Annotated in this window: 15 protein-coding genes; 13 read left to right on the top strand and 2 right to left on the bottom strand. The window is 44.5% G+C overall.

Features of this window, described 5'->3' with window-relative positions; all coding sequences use genetic code 11:
• Positions 1-210: 210 nt before the first annotated feature.
• Positions 211-1,257 carry a lactonase family protein gene (locus ED652_RS07840; RefSeq protein WP_122054183.1) on the top strand — a complete coding sequence of 349 codons (1,047 nt, stop codon included), beginning with the start codon at positions 211-213 and terminating at the stop codon, positions 1,255-1,257.
• 88 nt (positions 1,258-1,345) lie between these two features.
• Here ED652_RS07840 and ED652_RS07835 read toward each other — a convergent pair whose 3' ends face one another.
• The gene (locus tag ED652_RS07835; RefSeq protein WP_122054181.1) at positions 1,346-2,521 is read right to left on the bottom strand and encodes a 2-octaprenyl-3-methyl-6-methoxy-1,4-benzoquinol hydroxylase; all 1,176 of its coding nucleotides are present in this window, start codon (positions 2,519-2,521) and stop codon (positions 1,346-1,348) included.
• Between the two features lie 309 nt (positions 2,522-2,830).
• Here ED652_RS07835 and miaB point away from each other — a divergent pair, with 309 nt between their 5' ends.
• The 5 genes from miaB (at position 2,831) to lnt (ending at position 8,557) form a co-directional block, all read left to right on the top strand.
• The gene (gene miaB, locus ED652_RS07830; protein ID WP_017104422.1) at positions 2,831-4,255 is read left to right on the top strand and encodes a tRNA (N6-isopentenyl adenosine(37)-C2)-methylthiotransferase MiaB; all 1,425 of its coding nucleotides are present in this window, start codon (positions 2,831-2,833) and stop codon (positions 4,253-4,255) included.
• Between the two features lie 160 nt (positions 4,256-4,415).
• Positions 4,416-5,537: a PhoH family protein gene (locus ED652_RS07825; RefSeq protein WP_065104948.1), complete on the top strand. Its 1,122-nt coding sequence runs from the start codon at positions 4,416-4,418 to the stop codon at positions 5,535-5,537.
• Complete coding sequence (ybeY, locus tag ED652_RS07820; RefSeq protein ID WP_065113503.1) at positions 5,538-5,999, top strand: rRNA maturation RNase YbeY; 462 nt, start codon at positions 5,538-5,540, stop codon at positions 5,997-5,999.
• A 120-nt stretch (positions 6,000-6,119) separates the two neighbouring features.
• Positions 6,120-7,010 carry a CNNM family magnesium/cobalt transport protein CorC gene (corC, locus tag ED652_RS07815; protein ID WP_017104425.1) on the top strand — a complete coding sequence of 297 codons (891 nt, stop codon included), beginning with the start codon at positions 6,120-6,122 and terminating at the stop codon, positions 7,008-7,010.
• A gap of 32 nt (positions 7,011-7,042) precedes the next feature.
• Complete coding sequence (gene lnt, locus ED652_RS07810; protein WP_102525798.1) at positions 7,043-8,557, top strand: apolipoprotein N-acyltransferase; 1,515 nt, start codon at positions 7,043-7,045, stop codon at positions 8,555-8,557.
• Positions 8,558-8,670: 113 nt separating this feature from the next.
• On the opposite strand, the gene ED652_RS07805 is transcribed toward lnt, so the two are convergent.
• Positions 8,671-9,141 carry a zinc ribbon-containing protein gene (locus ED652_RS07805; protein ID WP_099167163.1) on the bottom strand — a complete coding sequence of 157 codons (471 nt, stop codon included), beginning with the start codon at positions 9,139-9,141 and terminating at the stop codon, positions 8,671-8,673.
• A 265-nt stretch (positions 9,142-9,406) separates the two neighbouring features.
• Here ED652_RS07805 and leuS point away from each other — a divergent pair, with 265 nt between their 5' ends.
• The 7 genes from leuS (at position 9,407) to rodA (ending at position 17,766) form a co-directional block, all read left to right on the top strand.
• The gene (gene leuS / locus ED652_RS07800; protein WP_102340706.1) at positions 9,407-11,983 is read left to right on the top strand and encodes a leucine--tRNA ligase; all 2,577 of its coding nucleotides are present in this window, start codon (positions 9,407-9,409) and stop codon (positions 11,981-11,983) included.
• A gap of 213 nt (positions 11,984-12,196) precedes the next feature.
• Positions 12,197-12,853: an LPS assembly lipoprotein LptE gene (lptE, locus tag ED652_RS07795; RefSeq protein ID WP_122054180.1), complete on the top strand. Its 657-nt coding sequence runs from the start codon at positions 12,197-12,199 to the stop codon at positions 12,851-12,853.
• Between the two features lie 9 nt (positions 12,854-12,862).
• Positions 12,863-13,888 (top strand): DNA polymerase III subunit delta, encoded by a 1,026-nt coding sequence (holA, locus tag ED652_RS07790; protein ID WP_017104430.1) that lies wholly within the window; start codon positions 12,863-12,865, stop codon positions 13,886-13,888.
• Between the two features lie 66 nt (positions 13,889-13,954).
• Entirely contained in the window at positions 13,955-14,272 is a 318-nt protein-coding gene (rsfS, locus tag ED652_RS07785) for a ribosome silencing factor (protein ID WP_017104431.1), read from the top strand.
• 3 nt (positions 14,273-14,275) lie between these two features.
• Entirely contained in the window at positions 14,276-14,746 is a 471-nt protein-coding gene (gene rlmH / locus ED652_RS07780; RefSeq protein ID WP_065104956.1) for a 23S rRNA (pseudouridine(1915)-N(3))-methyltransferase RlmH, read from the top strand.
• Positions 14,747-14,752: 6 nt separating this feature from the next.
• On the top strand, positions 14,753-16,645 hold the full coding sequence (mrdA, locus tag ED652_RS07775; protein ID WP_122054178.1) for a penicillin-binding protein 2: 1,893 nt from the start codon (positions 14,753-14,755) through the stop codon (positions 16,643-16,645).
• Positions 16,645-17,766, top strand: a complete 1,122-nt coding sequence (gene rodA, locus ED652_RS07770; RefSeq protein ID WP_065104958.1) for a rod shape-determining protein RodA — start codon at positions 16,645-16,647, stop codon at positions 17,764-17,766. The genes mrdA and rodA overlap by 1 nt, the downstream gene beginning before the upstream one ends.
• Positions 17,767-17,768: the final 2 nt, after the last annotated feature.

Here is a 17,768-nt window from a genome sequence, read left to right as displayed (position 1 = left end):
TTTAGGTTCTGGCGCCGAGAGGTGTGAGAGTTCAAGTCTCTCCGACCGCACCATTATTGAATAGAACCCAGCTTTTTAGCTGGGTTTTGTTTTATCTGGAATATGTAAATCTGCAAGCCAAGTCACCAAGTATTCTCTCCTAAAACCTCACTTTTACTGCGTTTTTATTAGACAATGTCTGCTCCATTTCCTAACTGAGTATGACTACCTATGAAAACCCTCCCTTTAACGATCGGTTGCTACACAGATTCTCCAAGTAATAGCCAAGGTGTTTATCAAACTCAGTTAGATCTAGAAACGGGAACGCTGTTGCCTTTAGAACTTATAGCGGCCTGCACTAACCCCTCATTTGTGACCACGACACAACTAGGGATCTACACTGCTTCTGAAGTTGACCAAAAGACACAACCACAGCTAATTCATATACCGAATGCTGATTCAACAATAGCGTCAAATACTGGGCCAATTTCAGGAGATCATCCTTGTCATGTCGCGATAGATCCCCACAATAAGTTTGCTATTACATCGCAATATTCATCAGGGACATTCGATATCTTTAGTTTAAGTATCAATGGCAATATTGATAAACGGCTCAAAACACTCAAAATGGTTGGTTCTGGACCTAATGCAGAAAGACAAACGGGCCCACATGCTCATCAAAGCCTTTTCCTGAAGAACTCTCCGCAGTTTGTCACCGTCGATCTCGGAGCCGATCGAATCAACTTCTATTGTTTTGACGAAGAGCAAGAAGAGTTCCTTGATGAACCAATGCAATCTATCAAAGTGCGTGCAGGGAATGGACCTCGTCACCTAATATTTAACCAAGCAGAAGATAGAGCCTATGTGGTGTGTGAGCTCTCTGAAACGATATTGATTTTGGAAAAATCCTTAGGGGGGTGGGGTATTGTGGAAGAGGTTGATGTATTAGCAAATATGGAGAAAGGAGAAGCAGCGGCTGCAATTAAGCTATCGCCAGATGAGCAATTCCTTTATGTATCTTGCCGACATCAATCAAGAATCAGTTGTTTTAGAATAGACTCCGTCACTCAAAAGCTCATCTTTATGGATAGTTACGATGTTGAAGGTAAGTTCCCTCGCGACTTTCATATCACTAATGACGGGCAATGGCTCATCGCCGCAAACCAGCATTCCAACAACCTCACGTCATTCAAACGAAATATTGAGGATGGCTCCCTCATCTATACTGGATGCTCTTTAGCCATTGATGCGCCTGTTTGTGTGACGCAAAAGCACTAAGCACTAAGCACTAAGCACTATCATGAAATCAAAAAAGGAGAGCCTCAGCTCTCCTTCTTTTTATAACTAGATAATTTGGACTAACCAATCACAACCCTAAAGCGTATTTAAGTACCTGTGATTTAATCGGCCCTGAGTTTTCTGCTAGCTTTAGTGCAGCATTACGCACAAACTTGAGCGGGCCAATATCATTACTGAACGTTTTGTAGAAAAAGTCCATGCCACTTTGCATCATTAGATTGTCACCTCTTCTGATCACTTCATAGCGTCTCGCCACAGATTGATTCAATTCACCTTTCTCTTTGGTGATATCCAATAGTGCTGCCACATCTTTAAAGCCCAAGTTAACACCCTGCCCTGCTAGAGGGTTAATCGTATGTGCAGAGTCCCCGACTAGAATACAATTATTCTTCGAGTATGATTGAGCATGACGTCGAGTCAGAGGGAATGAGCCCGAGTTCAACACTTTCACATCACCCAGTTCTTCAGGGAAGCTAGTGATAACTTCATTACGTAATTTTTCTGGGCTCATCGCAGAAAGTTGCTTAATACGAGATGGCGAGTCATACCATACTAAAGAACCCTGCCCCACCTCTTTGCCTTCAGACATTAGCGAGCACAATGGAAGGAATGAACGAGGCCCACTCGGTAAAAACTGTTGCCAAGTAATATCTTGCTGAGGAAGTTCTGTTTCTACATTGATAAGCATGCAGTGCTGTCGGTAATCCCAAGCTGTAATACCAATCCCAGCTTGCTGACGAACGACTGAATTTGCACCATCAGCGCCAATCACCCATTTCGCTGATAACTGAGTACCCGACTGAAGTTTCACGATATTGGTTTCGCCAAATTCAATCGTGTCCAATTTCTCTGGGCATAACAGTTCTAAATTGTCATAAGTATCAAACTGACCCCATAAACCCAATTGGATTAATCGATTCTCAACGATGTAACCTAAACGAGGTAAATCAAGAGATGTGGCATCAAAACGTGTACGACACTCTGGGTGCTCCCAAGTTTCCAAACGTTTGTAAGAACAGACACGCATTGCAGCGATGCTTTGCCATGCACCCAGCTCTTCAAGCAAATCAACTGAAGCCTGAGAAATTGCTGATACACGGATATCCATTGCTTGTGAGTCATCATAAGCTTTTGGAGCAAAGCCTTCGATCACGGCAACATTCAGTCCTTGTTTAGCAAAGCCGATTGCAGTCGCAGCACCAACCATGCCACCACCCACTACTACAATGTCGTAACTGTTCATATTTTGTACTTATCATTTTGATTCTTTGACTGTTTTCAATTGTACGTTTTCACAACTAACTTGTAACCAAAAACCTTATTCGAAAAAAGGGTTACCCCTTGCTGTACCTAGCGTTAACGATAATAAAAACCACTACCGAAGAGATTTTATCAGACTACTAGTCAGTCGGTTTTGAAACCAGTACAATACGCGGCTTGCTGCCAGAGCCAGTCATAAAAGCTGAACGAGTTAATATGACAAACGGCACTTGCAGATGAATACTGGGCGATTTGCTCCCTTAAATTAAACTAACGATCGAGCGAACAAAAAATGAGTAAGAAACTGCTAATTAAAACTTGGGGCTGTCAGATGAATGAATATGATTCATCAAAAATGGCTGACCTGCTTAACGCTGCAAATGGCTATGAGCTAACTGAAGTACCTGAGGAAGCAGATGTACTACTCCTGAATACTTGTTCTATTCGTGAAAAAGCGCAAGAAAAGGTATTCCACCAGCTTGGTCGTTGGAAAACGCTCAAAGATAAAAAAGAAGGTGTGGTGATCGGTGTGGGTGGCTGTGTAGCAACTCAAGAAGGCGACCATATCCGTCAACGCGCACCTTATGTTGACGTTATCTTTGGCCCTCAAACATTACACCGTCTGCCAGAAATGATTAAGTCATCTCTGTCTAACGAAAAACCTGTAATGGACATCTCATTCCCTGAGATCGAAAAATTCGATAACCTTCCAGAGCCAAAAGCAGACGGCGCAACGGCGTACGTTTCTATCATGGAAGGTTGTTCTAAATACTGTACTTACTGTGTTGTGCCATATACTCGTGGTGAAGAAGTTAGCCGTCCAATGGATGATGTACTTTACGAAGTTGCACAACTTGCAGAACAAGGTGTACGTGAAGTAAACCTACTTGGCCAAAATGTAAACGCATTCCGTGGTCCAACTCACGAAGGCGACATCTGCACATTTGCAGAACTACTTCGCCTAGTTGCGTCTATTGATGGTATCGACCGTATTCGTTTCACAACAAGCCACCCGCTTGAGTTCGGCGACGACATCATTGAAGTTTACAAAGACACACCGGAACTAGTGAGCTTCCTTCACTTACCAGTACAAAGTGGCAGTGACCGCATTCTAACAATGATGAAGCGTCCACATACGGCAATCGAATACAAATCTATCATTCGTAAACTGCGTAAAGCTCGCCCTGATATTCAAATCAGCTCTGACTTTATCGTTGGTTTCCCAGGAGAGTCTAAGCAAGACTTCCAAGATACGATGAAACTGATCAAAGAAGTTGATTTCGATATGAGTTTCAGCTTTGTTTTCTCTCCTCGTCCAGGTACACCGGCTGCAGATTACCCATGTGATGTGCCAGCACAAGAGAAGAAAGATCGTCTATACGAGCTGCAACAAACGGTGAACACTCAAGCTATGCGTTTCTCTCGCCTAATGTTAGGTACAGAGCAGCGTATTCTTGTAGAAGGTCCTTCAAGAAAGAACCTAATGGAGCTTCGTGGCCGTACTGAAAACAGCCGTGTTGTGAACTTCGAAGGTTCTGCTGACCTAATCGGCCAGTTCGTAGATGTGAAGATCACTGAGGTTTACACCAACTCACTACGTGGTGAACTGGTTCGTACAGAAAAAGACATGGGTCTACGCGTGGCAATGACTCCAGCAGAAATGATGGAAAAAACTAAACGCGAAGATGAGCTAGGTGTAGCAACATTTACGCCTTAGTCAGATAACGTTTGAGAACAAAGCTCAAACGAAAAGCTTGAAATTACTTAACTAAGTGACCATCTTAGAAATAGGGAATCACCATCAGAAGCCCGGTCTAAATCGGGCTTCTTGCTCTTTTTTTTATTTAAGAGTGAGTGGCACAAAATGAGAGGCTAATTTGAGCAATAAAATCGTTACTTTAGAGATCAACCTAGAACCTGCCGACAACCTACGTTTGGCAAGCTTATGTGGTCCATTCGACGACAATATCAAACACCTTGAACGCCGTCTTGGCGTTGAAATTAATTACCGTAGTAACTTCTTCACCATAGTAGGCAAGCCTCACACCACAGCGGCCGCTCTAGATATCATCAAGCACCTCTATGTAGAAACGGCTCCTGTCAAAGGCAACGTGTCCGATATTGAACCTGAACAGGTTCACCTCGCGGTCACCGAGTCAGGCATTTTGGAGCAACATGTAGAGTCTGAAATCGACTACGGCAAAGAAGTGACCATTAAGACTAAAAAAGGTGTTATCAAGCCACGTACACCCAACCAAGCTCAATACTTGATGAACATGGTCACTCATGACATCACCTTTGGTATTGGCCCTGCTGGTACAGGTAAAACGTACTTAGCAGTAGCGGCAGCGGTAGATGCTCTTGAACGCCAAGAAGTTCGCCGAATCCTACTGACTCGCCCTGCCGTTGAAGCGGGTGAGAAGCTTGGTTTCCTTCCGGGCGATTTAAGCCAGAAAGTCGATCCATATTTACGTCCACTTTACGATGCGCTCTTTGAGATGCTTGGTTTTGAGCGTGTTGAGAAACTGATTGAGCGTAACGTGATTGAAGTTGCTCCTCTGGCTTACATGCGTGGTCGTACACTGAATGATGCATTTATCATTCTAGATGAGAGCCAAAACACTACGGTAGAGCAGATGAAAATGTTCTTAACCCGTATAGGTTTTAACTCTCGCGCTGTTATCACAGGTGATATCACTCAAATCGATTTACCTCGTGGTGCGAAATCAGGCCTACGCCACGCGACTGAAGTGCTCAGTGACGTTGATGACATTAGCTTTAACTTCTTCATGTCTGAAGACGTAGTTCGTCACCCTGTGGTTGCTCGTATCGTCAACGCGTACGAGAAGTGGGAAGCAAAAGACCAGAAAGAGCGTAAAGAGTTTGAACAACGTAAGCGTGAAGAGCGCGAAGCTAAGCTTCTTGAGGCTCAACAAGCCGTTACGACACAATTAGCAACACAAAATAGCTCTGTAATTGCAGAACAAGGTGATAAATAGATGTCTATTGAACTAGACCTGCAAATAGCGGTCGAAAATGAGCAAGGTCTTCCAACCGAACAAGATATTCAGCTTTGGTTGGATAAGACAATTCCTCAGTTTCAAGAGAATGCCGAGCTCACCGTTCGTATTGTTGATACAGAAGAGAGCCACCAGCTCAACCATGACTATCGTGGAAAAGATAAGCCAACTAACGTGCTGTCTTTTCCATTTGAAGCGCCACCAGGAATGGAATTAGATCTACTGGGTGACCTTATTATCTGCCGCCAAGTTGTCGAAAAAGAAGCAGAAGAGCAAAATAAGCCTCTGCTAGCACACTGGGCTCATATGGTTGTACATGGCAGTCTGCATCTGCTAGGTTATGATCATATCGAAGATGATGAAGCTGAAGAGATGGAGTCACTCGAGACAGAAATCATGCAAACTATGGGCTTTGAAGACCCTTACATTCTAGAAAAGTAAATTGACTCTAGTAACCTAGATTGCAGAGAAACAAGAACTCATCGAACCTGTTATTTTCACAGGAATCTGAGTTTTAATGTGTGCTATCACACTTCTGATAGCGTTATTTTTTGAGAAATCATGAACGAAGGTAACCCCCCCACTTCTGAGGGAAGTAAAAAATCTGAAGGTCCGAGTAGAAAGTCCTTCTTTGAACGTCTAGGCCAAATATTTCAAGGCGAAGTTAAAGATCGCCAAGAACTTGTGGATGTTATCCGCGGTTCTGAAATCAATGACCTAATTGACCACGACACTCGCGACATGCTCGAAGGTGTTATGGAAATTTCAGAGATGCGAGTACGCGATATCATGCTGCCTCGCTCTCAAATGGTTACAGTTGAACGCACCGACGATTTAGATACGTTGATTGCGCTTATTACTGATGCTCAACACTCTCGCTACCCAGTGATCAGTGAAGATAAAGACCATGTTGAAGGCATTCTATTAGCGAAGGACCTACTTAAGTATTTGGGTTCAGAAAGTGCCCCATTTGATATCGAACAAGTGATTCGCCCTGTCGTGGTTGTTCCTGAAAGTAAGCGAGTTGATCGCCTGCTCAAGGAGTTCCAAGAAGAGCGTTACCACATGTCTATCGTTGTTGATGAGTTTGGCGGTGTTTCTGGCCTGGTAACCATTGAAGATATCCTCGAAGAAATCGTTGGTGAAATTGAAGACGAATTCGACGATGAAGAAGAAGTAGATATTCGTAAGCTGAGTAAGCATACCTTCGCTGTTAAAGCTTTAACCACTATTGAAGATTTCAACGATACGTTTGAGACCTCTTTCAGTGATGACGAAGTGGATACAGTCGGCGGCATGGTAATGACAGCATTAGGTCACTTACCGGTTCGTGGCGAAATTGTAGAAATCGAAAACTACCATTTCAAAGTGACTTCAGCTGATAACCGTCGTGTGATTCAGTTGCAGGTAACGATACCTGACGAACAACCTCTTCCAACTATCGAAGAATAACAACTTCTCTCTAAAGAGATGACAGAAATTAGATGACTAAACTATTTAATCATCGCCTATTACGGCCGCTTGCGGCCGTTTTTGTTGGCGCTATAACTACCCTTTCATTCGCTCCGTATTCAATATGGCCTCTTGCTATTCTCAGCCCAGCGTTATTGCTTTTACTGATCAACAATCGCTCTCCTAAAAGTGCGCTTTGGATTGGTTACGCATGGGGCTTAGGCCAATTCACAACAGGTATTAGTTGGGTATACGTCAGTATTGATGGCTTTGGCGGAATGCCTCTGGCTGCCAATTTATTCTTAATGGCATTGCTTGTTGGTTATCTTGCGATCTACTCAGGTCTATTTACTTGGAGTTTAAACAAATTCTTTCCAAGCAATAACCTAAGCCGATTTTTTCTTGCTGCCCCTGCACTATGGTTAATCTGTGATTGGCTACGCGGTTGGGTAATGACTGGCTTCCCGTGGTTATGGCTAGGTTACAGCCAAATCGACTCTCCACTAGGTTCATTCGCACCGATTGGTGGTGTCGAGCTTGTGACGCTAGCGATTATTGTGTCGGCTTCTGCACTCGCTTATACGATCATCAACAAAGCATGGAGTGTCGCTGTCATTCCTGCTGTTGTATTTAGCACGGGTTTTGGTCTTCGCAATGTCGATTGGGTAACGCCAAACCCTGAGAAAACAACGTCAGTGGTATTGATTCAAGGCAACGTCGATCAAGACAGCAAATGGCTACCTAGCCATCGCTGGCCAACCATGATGAAGTACACAGACCTAAGCAGAGAAAACTGGGACGCCGATATCATCATCTGGCCTGAAGCGGCTATTCCAGCATTCGAAGTTGAGATTCCATCTTTCCTACGCAACTTAGATAGCGCAGCGAAGATGAACAACAGCTCAATCATTACTGGCGTGCTGAATCAATCTAAAGATAAGAAGTACTACAACAGTGTTCTTTCACTTGGTGTGAATCCATATGGTGAGTACAGCTACGATCCAGACGAACGCTACCATAAGCATCACCTGTTACCGTTTGGTGAGTTTGTTCCGTTTGAAGATATCTTGCGCCCATTAGCACCTTTCTTTAACTTGCCAATGTCATCATTCAGCCGTGGCGACTTTGTTCAACCAAACATCGTGGCAAATGGTCGTCATCTAGCGCCTGCATTGTGTTATGAGATCATATTTAATGATCAAGTTAGACAAAACGTAACAGATGAAACTGACTTTATTCTAACGCTCTCTAACGATGCGTGGTTCGGCCGTTCGATTGGACCATTGCAACATATGGAAATCGCACAGATGCGTGCTCTGGAGCTTGGGAAGCCGCTAATTCGCTCTACCAACAATGGTGTAACGGCAGTAACGGATCACAAAGGCAAGATCATCAAACAAATACCGCAGTTTGAAACGGCAGTGTTGAAAGCTGAACTCATTTCAACGGATGGTCAAACCCCTTATCACGTGGTCGGTACTTGGCCGCTGTATATCTGGGCATTGCTGAGTTTGGTGGCGGGCTGGTTTATGAGAAGAAAAGACTAGATTCGAGATTCGAGATTCGAGATTCGAGATTCGAGATTCGACGGAAAGTTGTTGAGGGTTGGCTAATTCAGTCAACCCTTTTTTATTGCTGCGGTTTAATATGGTTCAGGAACTTATGGCTTAAGCGCTTTACGGCTAAACCCTGTCGAGCCACATTTAATACACGGAATAATCGTCGTTGGGTGGTTATATTCGGTTTGATGCCCACACTCATCACAAACGAGTGTACCGAGTCCGATAACCTCTTCCGCTTGATACAAACCTTGATGTTCTAAGTCTTGAAACAGTTCAACCCATTCCACCTTAGTGCGATCAGTGATATCCAAAAGCCCTTGCCAGATAGAATCTGTGATCATCAAATAAAATGGACCACCTTTACTCTCTTCATAGCTTTCGGAAAACTCTTTTAAATCCGATTTCACGTAAGCGGAAATCAACGACAGCTCGTCTTTGGTCATGTCATTGGCTGCTTTCGCATACTTACCTGACGTTTCTATTTTGTTGTTAAGCTCTTCAGGACTATGCTTCAGCGTTTCTATCACCTCTTCGACGACTTCTTCATAGAGTGCTTTTTTCTTCGGCATAACGACCTCCTTAAGATGACCAAGCTTTATCTTAGTGAACTGACCTTAAGTGAAGCGACCAGTTCCTAACAAACAAATGCAATTCATACCCTTAAGTATAGCTGTCCTAAGTAATTCGGTTGAATTTACGCAATCAACCATGCTGCAACTGCAAGTATGAAGGGTATAACTATTGTTGTACTAAGCTCCTTTAGGTATTCTATGACGATCTGTAAGATTCTGTTCTAACCGAACTCACAAATTCCAAGATAACCGGATACCATCGATGCAAGAACAATATAACCCGCAAGAGATTGAACAAAAGGTTCAACAACACTGGGATGACAGCGAGACTTTCGTTGTAAGTGAAGACCCAAATAAAGAAAAATTCTACTGTCTTTCTATGTTCCCGTACCCAAGTGGCCGACTGCATATGGGTCACGTGCGTAACTACACCATCGGTGATGTGGTATCTCGTTTCCAACGTCTACAAGGCAAAAACGTAATGCAGCCAATCGGTTGGGATGCATTCGGCCTACCTGCAGAAAACGCAGCTGTAAAAAACAACACAGCGCCTGCTCCGTGGACTTACGAAAACATCGAATACATGAAAAACCAGCTTAAACTTTTAGGCTTTGGTTACGACTGGAAACGTGAATTCGCAACGTGTACACCTGAGTACTACCGTTGGGAACAAGAGTTCTTCACAAAACTCTACGAACAAGGCCTAGTTTACAAGAAGACTTCTTCTGTTAACTGGTGTCCAAATGACCAAACTGTACTAGCGAACGAGCAAGTAGAAGACGGTTGCTGCTGGCGTTGTGATACTCCGGTAGAACAAAAGAAGATCCCACAGTGGTTCATTAAGATCACTGAGTACGCTCAAGAACTGCTAGATGATCTAGACAACCTTGAAGGTTGGCCTGAAATGGTTAAAACCATGCAGCGCAACTGGATCGGTCGCTCTGAAGGTGTTGAGCTATCTTTCGCTGTTAACGGTGAAGAAGCGCCACTAGAAGTTTATACAACTCGTCCAGACACACTAATGGGCGTATCTTACGTTGGTATCGCTGCGGGTCACCCACTTGCAGAGAAAGCGTCTAAGAACAACCCAGAGCTTGCTGCATTTGTTGAAGAATGTCGTAACACCAAAGTGGCTGAAGCTGAACTAGCAACGATGGAAAAGAAAGGTATGGATACTGGCCTAACGGCTATCCACCCTCTTAACGGTCGTGTTGTTCCTGTTTACGTAGCTAACTTCGTTCTTATGGATTACGGCACAGGTGCTGTAATGGCGGTTCCTGCTCACGACCAACGTGACTACGAATTCGCAACTAAGTACGGCATCGATATCATCCCAGTAATCAAGCCAGAAGATGGTTCTGAGCTAGATGTGTCTGAAGCGGCTTACACTGAGAAAGGTGTACTGTTCGATTCTGGTGAATTCGATGGTCTTGCATTCCAAGAGGCATTCGATGCAATTGCTGCGAAGCTTGAAGCTGAAGGCAAAGGTAAGAAAACAGTAAACTTCCGTCTGCGTGACTGGGGCGTTTCTCGTCAGCGTTACTGGGGTGCTCCAATCCCAATGGTAACCACTGAAGATGGTGAAGTTCACCCAGTACCAGCAGACCAACTACCCGTTATTCTTCCAGAAGACGTGGTAATGGATGGCGTAACTAGCCCAATCAAGGCGGATAAGTCTTGGGCTGAAACCACATTCAATGGCGAACCGGCTCTACGTGAAACTGATACGTTCGATACGTTCATGGAATCTTCATGGTACTACGCACGTTACTGTTCACCACAAGCTGACGATATTCTAGATCCAGAGAAAGCAAACTACTGGTTGCCAGTTGACCAATACGTTGGTGGTATCGAGCACGCATGTATGCACCTGCTTTACTCTCGCTTCTTCCACAAGCTTCTTCGTGATGCGGGTTACGTGACATCTGATGAACCGTTCAAGCAACTTCTATGTCAAGGCATGGTTCTAGCTGACGCGTTCTACCACACGAACGAGAAAGGCACGAAAGAATGGATTGCTCCAACTGACGTGACTATCGACCGAGACGCGAAAGGTCGCATTGAAAAAGCAATCGACAACCAAGGCCGCGACGTTGAGCACTCAGGCATGATCAAAATGTCTAAGTCTAAGAACAACGGTATCGACCCACAAGAGATGGTAGACAAGTACGGCGCTGATACAGTACGTCTATTCATGATGTTTGCATCGCCGGCAGACATGACGCTTGAGTGGCAAGAGTCTGGCGTTGAAGGCGCAAACCGCTTCCTTAAGCGTGTTTGGAAACTGGTTCACGCTCACTCTGCTAAAGGTGCGGCTGAATCTGTTGACGCTTCTGCGCTGTCTGGTGATCAGAAAGCACTTCGTCGTGATATCCACAAGACTATCGCGAAGGTAACGGACGATATCGGCCGTCGCCAAACATTCAACACTGCCATCGCTGCGATCATGGAACTGATGAACAAGCTAGCGAAAGCACCTCAAGAATCTGTACAAGATCGTGCAATTCTTGATGAAGCGCTAAAAGCAGTGGTTCGTATGCTTTACCCAATGACTCCACACATCTCTTACGAAATGTGGATTGCATTAGGTGAATCAAACGTAGACTCAGCAACATGGCCAACTTTCGATGAGAAAGCGCTAGTTGAAGACGAGAAGACTATTGTTGTAATGATCAACGGTAAGTTACGTGCGAAACTAACGGTTGCTGCTGACGCGACAGAAGAGCAAGTTCGTGAGCTTGGTCTAAACGATGAGAACGCTAAGAAGTTCCTAGATGGTTTAACTATCCGTAAAGTTATCTTCGTACCTGGCAAGCTTCTGAACATCGTAGCTAACTAACATTGGCTAACTAACTAGTTGCAGATTAAAGCGAACTATCTTTAGTCTGCACATATAACTACTGAAGCGAACTTATTTTGTTTTCAGTAGTCTTTAGACAGGGTGCAACATTGCCCTGTCTACTTATTTAAGTGCTTTAGACTCAGAACCCTACGATTCAAAAGCTCTAAAGCCTTTAAATAAGTATTCTACCTTCATGAGAGCCATCAAATAATGCGCCTGATTTCACTATCTTCATTGAAAGTTACTATTGTTGTTTTAACCGTTAGCCTGCTAAGTGCCTGTGGTTTCCACCTACGTGGTGATTACTCCGTACCAGAAGAACTCAACAAGATCTCTGTGACCAGTTACGACCAATACAGTACGTTCACACGTATGATGAAAGGCCAGCTGCGTATGAATGATGTAGAAATTGTGCCACCAGCTGAGAACACACCTAACTTGCACATTATTAGTGAGAGTGTAGGTGAGCGAACGCTGTCTCTATACCAAAACACTCGTGCAGCAGAAAAAGAGCTGACGTTCCGTTCTTCATATCGAGTAACCATCCCCGATCTAGGTTCAAAAACATTCTCAACCAGCGTAACCCGCAGTTACCTTGATAACCCATTAACAGCACTCGCAAAATCGGTTGAACGAGACATGATTGAAGATGAAATGCGTAAGCTTGCGACAAGCCAGATCCTTCGTCAAATGGCTCGATTGAAAGCGAACATTGCAGCCGGTAGCATGGACCTACAAGCTCTGGAAAACGTTCAAGTAAAAGAGCTAGAAAAGCAGTACAACATCAAGAACATCGAAATTGACGACGTTGAGATCGACGCCAATGCAGCACCAGATGCTGAGCCTAGCGTAACGGTTGAGCAATAGGTTTATTCGATGCGTATTTTTGCCGATCGTTTATCTGAGCAACTTGCTAAGCAGTTAAGCAACGTTTACCTAATTTTTGGTAATGAGCCTTTGCTGCTGCAAGAAAGCCGAGAAGCGATTCAAAAAACAGCCAAAGAGCAAGGCTTCGAAGAGCGTCACCGTTTTGCGATTGACAATAGCCTCGACTGGAATCAAGTCTATGACTGCACTCAAGCATTAAGCCTATTTTCAAGTCGCCAGATCATCGAACTTGAGCTGCCTGAGTCTGGGGTTAACGCTGCGATAGCGAAAGAGTTACTCGCAATTTCTGAGCATATTCACAACGACATCTTATTGATATTGGTTGGCACTAAGCTGACGAAAGCCCAAGAAAATGCAAAATGGTTCAAAGCACTCTCGAATCAAGGGCATTGGGTAAGCTGTTTAACTCCTGATGTCAGCCGCTTGCCTCAGTTTGTCCAAGCGCGTTGTCGTCAGGTTGGCCTATTACCTGATCCAGAAGCGATTCAAATGCTGGCTCAATGGCACGAAGGCAACCTCTTCGCCCTAACTCAAAGCCTTGAAAAGCTCGCTCTTCAGTATCCTGATGGAAAACTCACGTTAGTCCGACTCGAAGAGTCACTCAGCCGACATAACCACTTTACACCATTCCATTGGAGTGATGCGTTATTGGCAGGCAAAGGTAACCGTGCACAAAGAATTCTGCGTCAGTTAGAAGCCGAAGGTGTCGAACCCGTCATCTTACTGCGTAGCATACAACGTGAGCTTGCTCTGCTATTACAAATGCAGCAACAAATGAAACAGATGCCAATCGGGCAGGTTTTTGACAAGCACCGTATATGGCAATCTAAGAAACCTCTTTATAACGCAGCGCTAACAAGAGTTTCGATTTCTCGATTACACTCCCTGTTTGCGTTGCTCACTCAAGCTGAATTGATGACAAAAACCCAATATGAGCAGTCGCCTTGGCCACTAATTCATCAGTTAAGCGTAGAGTTTTGTATCCCTTCCGCTTCTATACCGTTTCACGCATAAAAGCGTGTTATATTCTAGGGTCAAAATACCCTAAACAAAGCTAAATTCAGATTAAAGGAACACCCAGTGTTACGTGAAGAACTAAAAGACTTTCTTGCAGACAAAGCCGACGACATGAAAGCAGAATCGATTGTAACTATCGATGTAGAAGGCAAATCAAGTGTGACTGATTTCATGATTGTTTGTACTGGCACTTCTAAGCGCCACGTTGCCTCTATTGCACAACATGTCGCAGATGAAGTAAGAAAAGTAGGTCTACAACCGCTAGGTATGGACGGACAAAAAGAAGGCGAATGGGTTGTCCTAGATATGGGTACGAGCATGCTGCACGTTATGCAAGAAGAGCATCGTGAGCTGTATCAACTAGAAAAGCTTTGGAGCTAAGCGTTGAAAATCCAACTGATTGCTGTTGGCACTAAAATGCCAAAGTGGGTTGAAGAAGGCTTTCAAGAGTATCGCCGCCGCTTCCCTCACGACATGCCATTAGAGCTCATTGAGATCACTGCAGGTAAACGTGGCAAAAATGCCGATATTGCACGTATTCTTCAAAAAGAAGGTGAAGCGATGTTGGCAGCGGTTCCAAAAGGCAACCGTATTGTCACGCTCGATATCCCAGGTAAAAAATGGGATACACCACAGCTTGCTGAACAATTAGAAAGTTGGAAGTTGGATGGACGCGATGTGTCCATCCTCATTGGAGGGCCTGAAGGATTAGCCCCTGCATGTAAAGCAGCCGCGGATCAAAGCTGGTCTTTGTCAGCACTGACCTTACCTCATCCATTAGTACGCGTTATCATGGCTGAAAGCTTGTATCGAGCTTGGAGCATCACTGCTAACCACCCGTACCACCGAGAATAAGCGTTAATGTTACGTAAACGTAGCCAAATCCGTGACTACAAAGCAGAAGCACGACTATTCACTAGCCGTGCTTTTGTTGCGTTTATAGGGATCATAGTAATGATGACTATGTTGGTTGTTAACCTGTATAACATTCAGGTCAACCAGTATCAGGACTATAAAACTCGATCGAATGACAACCGAATAAAGGTTGTGCCTATCGCGCCCAATCGCGGTCTGATTTACGATCGAAACGGAGTACTCCTTGCGGAAAACCGCCCGGTTTTCAACCTAGAGATCATCCCAGAAAAAATTAAAGACATGGATGACACGCTCATCCGTTTGCAAACCTTAATTGAGATTCCTCCTGAACGTATCGAGCGCTTTAATCGTGATCGTCGTAATTCACGACGCTTTAAGTCGGTACCGATTCTTAATCAGCTCACTGAAGAACAAGTGGCCGTTTTTTCAGTCAACCAGCATAAATTTCCAGGCGTAGAAGTCACCGGAACTTTAAAACGTTTCTATCCTTATGGTGATGTTCTCACCCACGTAATTGGCTATGTCTCACGAATCAACGATCGCGACATGCAACGTTTAGTTCGAGAAGAAAAAGACGCCAATTATCAAGCAACTCGTGATATTGGAAAGCTCGGTATTGAGCGCTATTACGAAGACATGTTGCACGGAACTGCTGGCTATCAAGAAGTTGAAGTCAACAGCCGCGGACGCGTAATTCGCACACTCAAATTTGTCCCTTCAGTACCGGGTAAAGATATCGTGCTCAATCTCGATATCAAACTGCAGACGTACGTGCACAAATTGCTCGACGGGCGCAGAGGTTCAGCTGTCGTTCTCGATCCTAAAGACAATGGTGTATTAGCGATGGTATCAAGCCCAAGCTATGACCCGAACGCCTTCGTGCACGGTATTTCATCGAAGGGTTACAATGCTCTATTGCAGGATAAAAACCGACCTTTGGTTAACCGGGCGACTTTAGGTATATACCCACCCGCTTCGACCATCAAACCTTTCATTGCTGTTGCAGCATTGCAAGAAGGTGTCATTACACCGAACACGATACGAAATGACCCAGGTTATTGGAAAATACCTAATTCAAAAACCAAACCGTTTCGTGACTGGCTTCGCTGGGGACACGGTAAAGTTGATATCGTCAAAGCAATTGAAGAGTCTGTTGATACCTTCTTCTACCAAATATCCTTTGATCTGGGCATCGACCGCTTATCTAAATGGATGATGATGTTCGGTTTCGGTGATTACACCGGTATTGATATCTACGAAGAAAGTAAAGCCAACATGCCAACCCGCGAATGGAAAATGGCGCGACATCGTGTGCCTTGGTATCAGGGTGACACCATTCCCGTTGGTATTGGACAAGGTTACTGGACAGCGACACCCATGCAGATTGCGAAAGCGACCTCGGTATTGGTTAATGAGGGTGAAGTAACAGCACCTCATCTATTGCGCTCAACCATAGAGAACGGTCGTCCATTCGATGAACAAGTTCTTTCGGAAATCGAGACCTATCCACCAGTAACAGGTGTAAAACAGAAGTATTGGGATATTGCCCAAGAAGGCATGAAGCTGGTAAACCACGGAAAAAAAGGCACGGCAAGACGCTCATTCCAGAAGATGTCTTACGTCTCTGCCGGTAAATCCGGTACCGCACAGGTATTCGGCCTGAAGGAAGATGAAGAGTACAACGCAGACGAGATTGCCGAGCATTTACGCGATCACGCCCTCTTTACTGGTTACGCTCCTTTTGAAAACCCTGAAGCAGTGGTCACCATTGTTTTAGAAAATGCAGGTGGTGGTTCATCCAATGGTGGCCCAGTAGTAAGAAGGATTTTAGACCATATTATCCTTGCAGAAGATTATGAAAGTAAGGCAATAAAATAATGAAACTTGACCCTTCAACTGGACGAAATAGAGCCTTATTCGAACGGCTACATATCGACCTGCCACTATTGCTCGGTATTCTGGTTTTAATGGGCTTTGCCTTATTGATCATGTATAGCGCAAGCGGCCAAAGCCTTGCGATGATGGATCGCCAAGCGATGCGTATGGCTCTGTCTTTAGGTGTAATGATCTTCTTGGCTCAACTCTCACCACGCACTTATGAGAGCTTAGCTCCCTTACTATTTGCAGGCGGCGTTATTTTGCTACTCGGAGTACTGTTCTTTGGTGAAGCTTCTAAAGGTGCACAACGTTGGCTGAACTTCGGATTTGTTCGATTCCAGCCCTCAGAGCTACTAAAGCTTGCAGTTCCTTTAATGTTGGCTAGGTTTATTGGTAAACGTTCACTACCACCGACTTTCCAAACCCTTGCGATCTCCTTGGTGATGGTGTTTGTACCCACCATTCTCATCGCTAAACAGCCCGATCTAGGAACGTCAATCCTGATTGCGGCCTCTGGTATCTTCGTTATCTTCCTTGCTGGTATCAGCTGGAAAATAATTATGAGTGCAGCGATTGCACTGGGTGGATTCATCCCGATCCTGTGGTTCTTCTTGATGCGTGAATATCAGAAAGTACGTGTAAGAACCCTTTTTGATCCTGAATCAGATCCATTAGGTGCGGGCTACCACATCATTCAGAGTAAAATTGCGATAGGTTCTGGTGGTGTATCCGGAAAAGGTTGGTTACAAGGCACGCAATCACAATTGGAGTTTATTCCAGAGCGACACACTGACTTCATCTTTGCAGTAATTGCCGAAGAATGGGGCATGATCGGTATTTTGTTTTTGCTCGCTATCTACCTATTCATTATTGGACGTGGTTTATTTCTGGCGAGCCAAGCGCAAACGGCATTTGGCCGAATGATGGCTGGCAGTATTGTACTGAGCTTCTTCGTTTATATTTTTGTAAACATTGGCATGGTAAGTGGCATTCTACCTGTAGTTGGAGTCCCTCTTCCGCTAGTCAGCTACGGCGGCACCTCAATGGTTACTCTCATGGCTGGATTTGGTATTTTAATGTCGATCCATACACACAGAAAAGCATTCTCAAAGGCAACCTAATT

Source organism: Vibrio sp. Evd11, assembly GCF_900382755.1.
Lineage (GTDB): Bacteria > Pseudomonadota > Gammaproteobacteria > Enterobacterales > Vibrionaceae > Vibrio > Vibrio lentus.
Note: the sequence above shows the minus strand (reverse complement) of the source record. Positions and strands in the feature narration are given on the sequence as shown.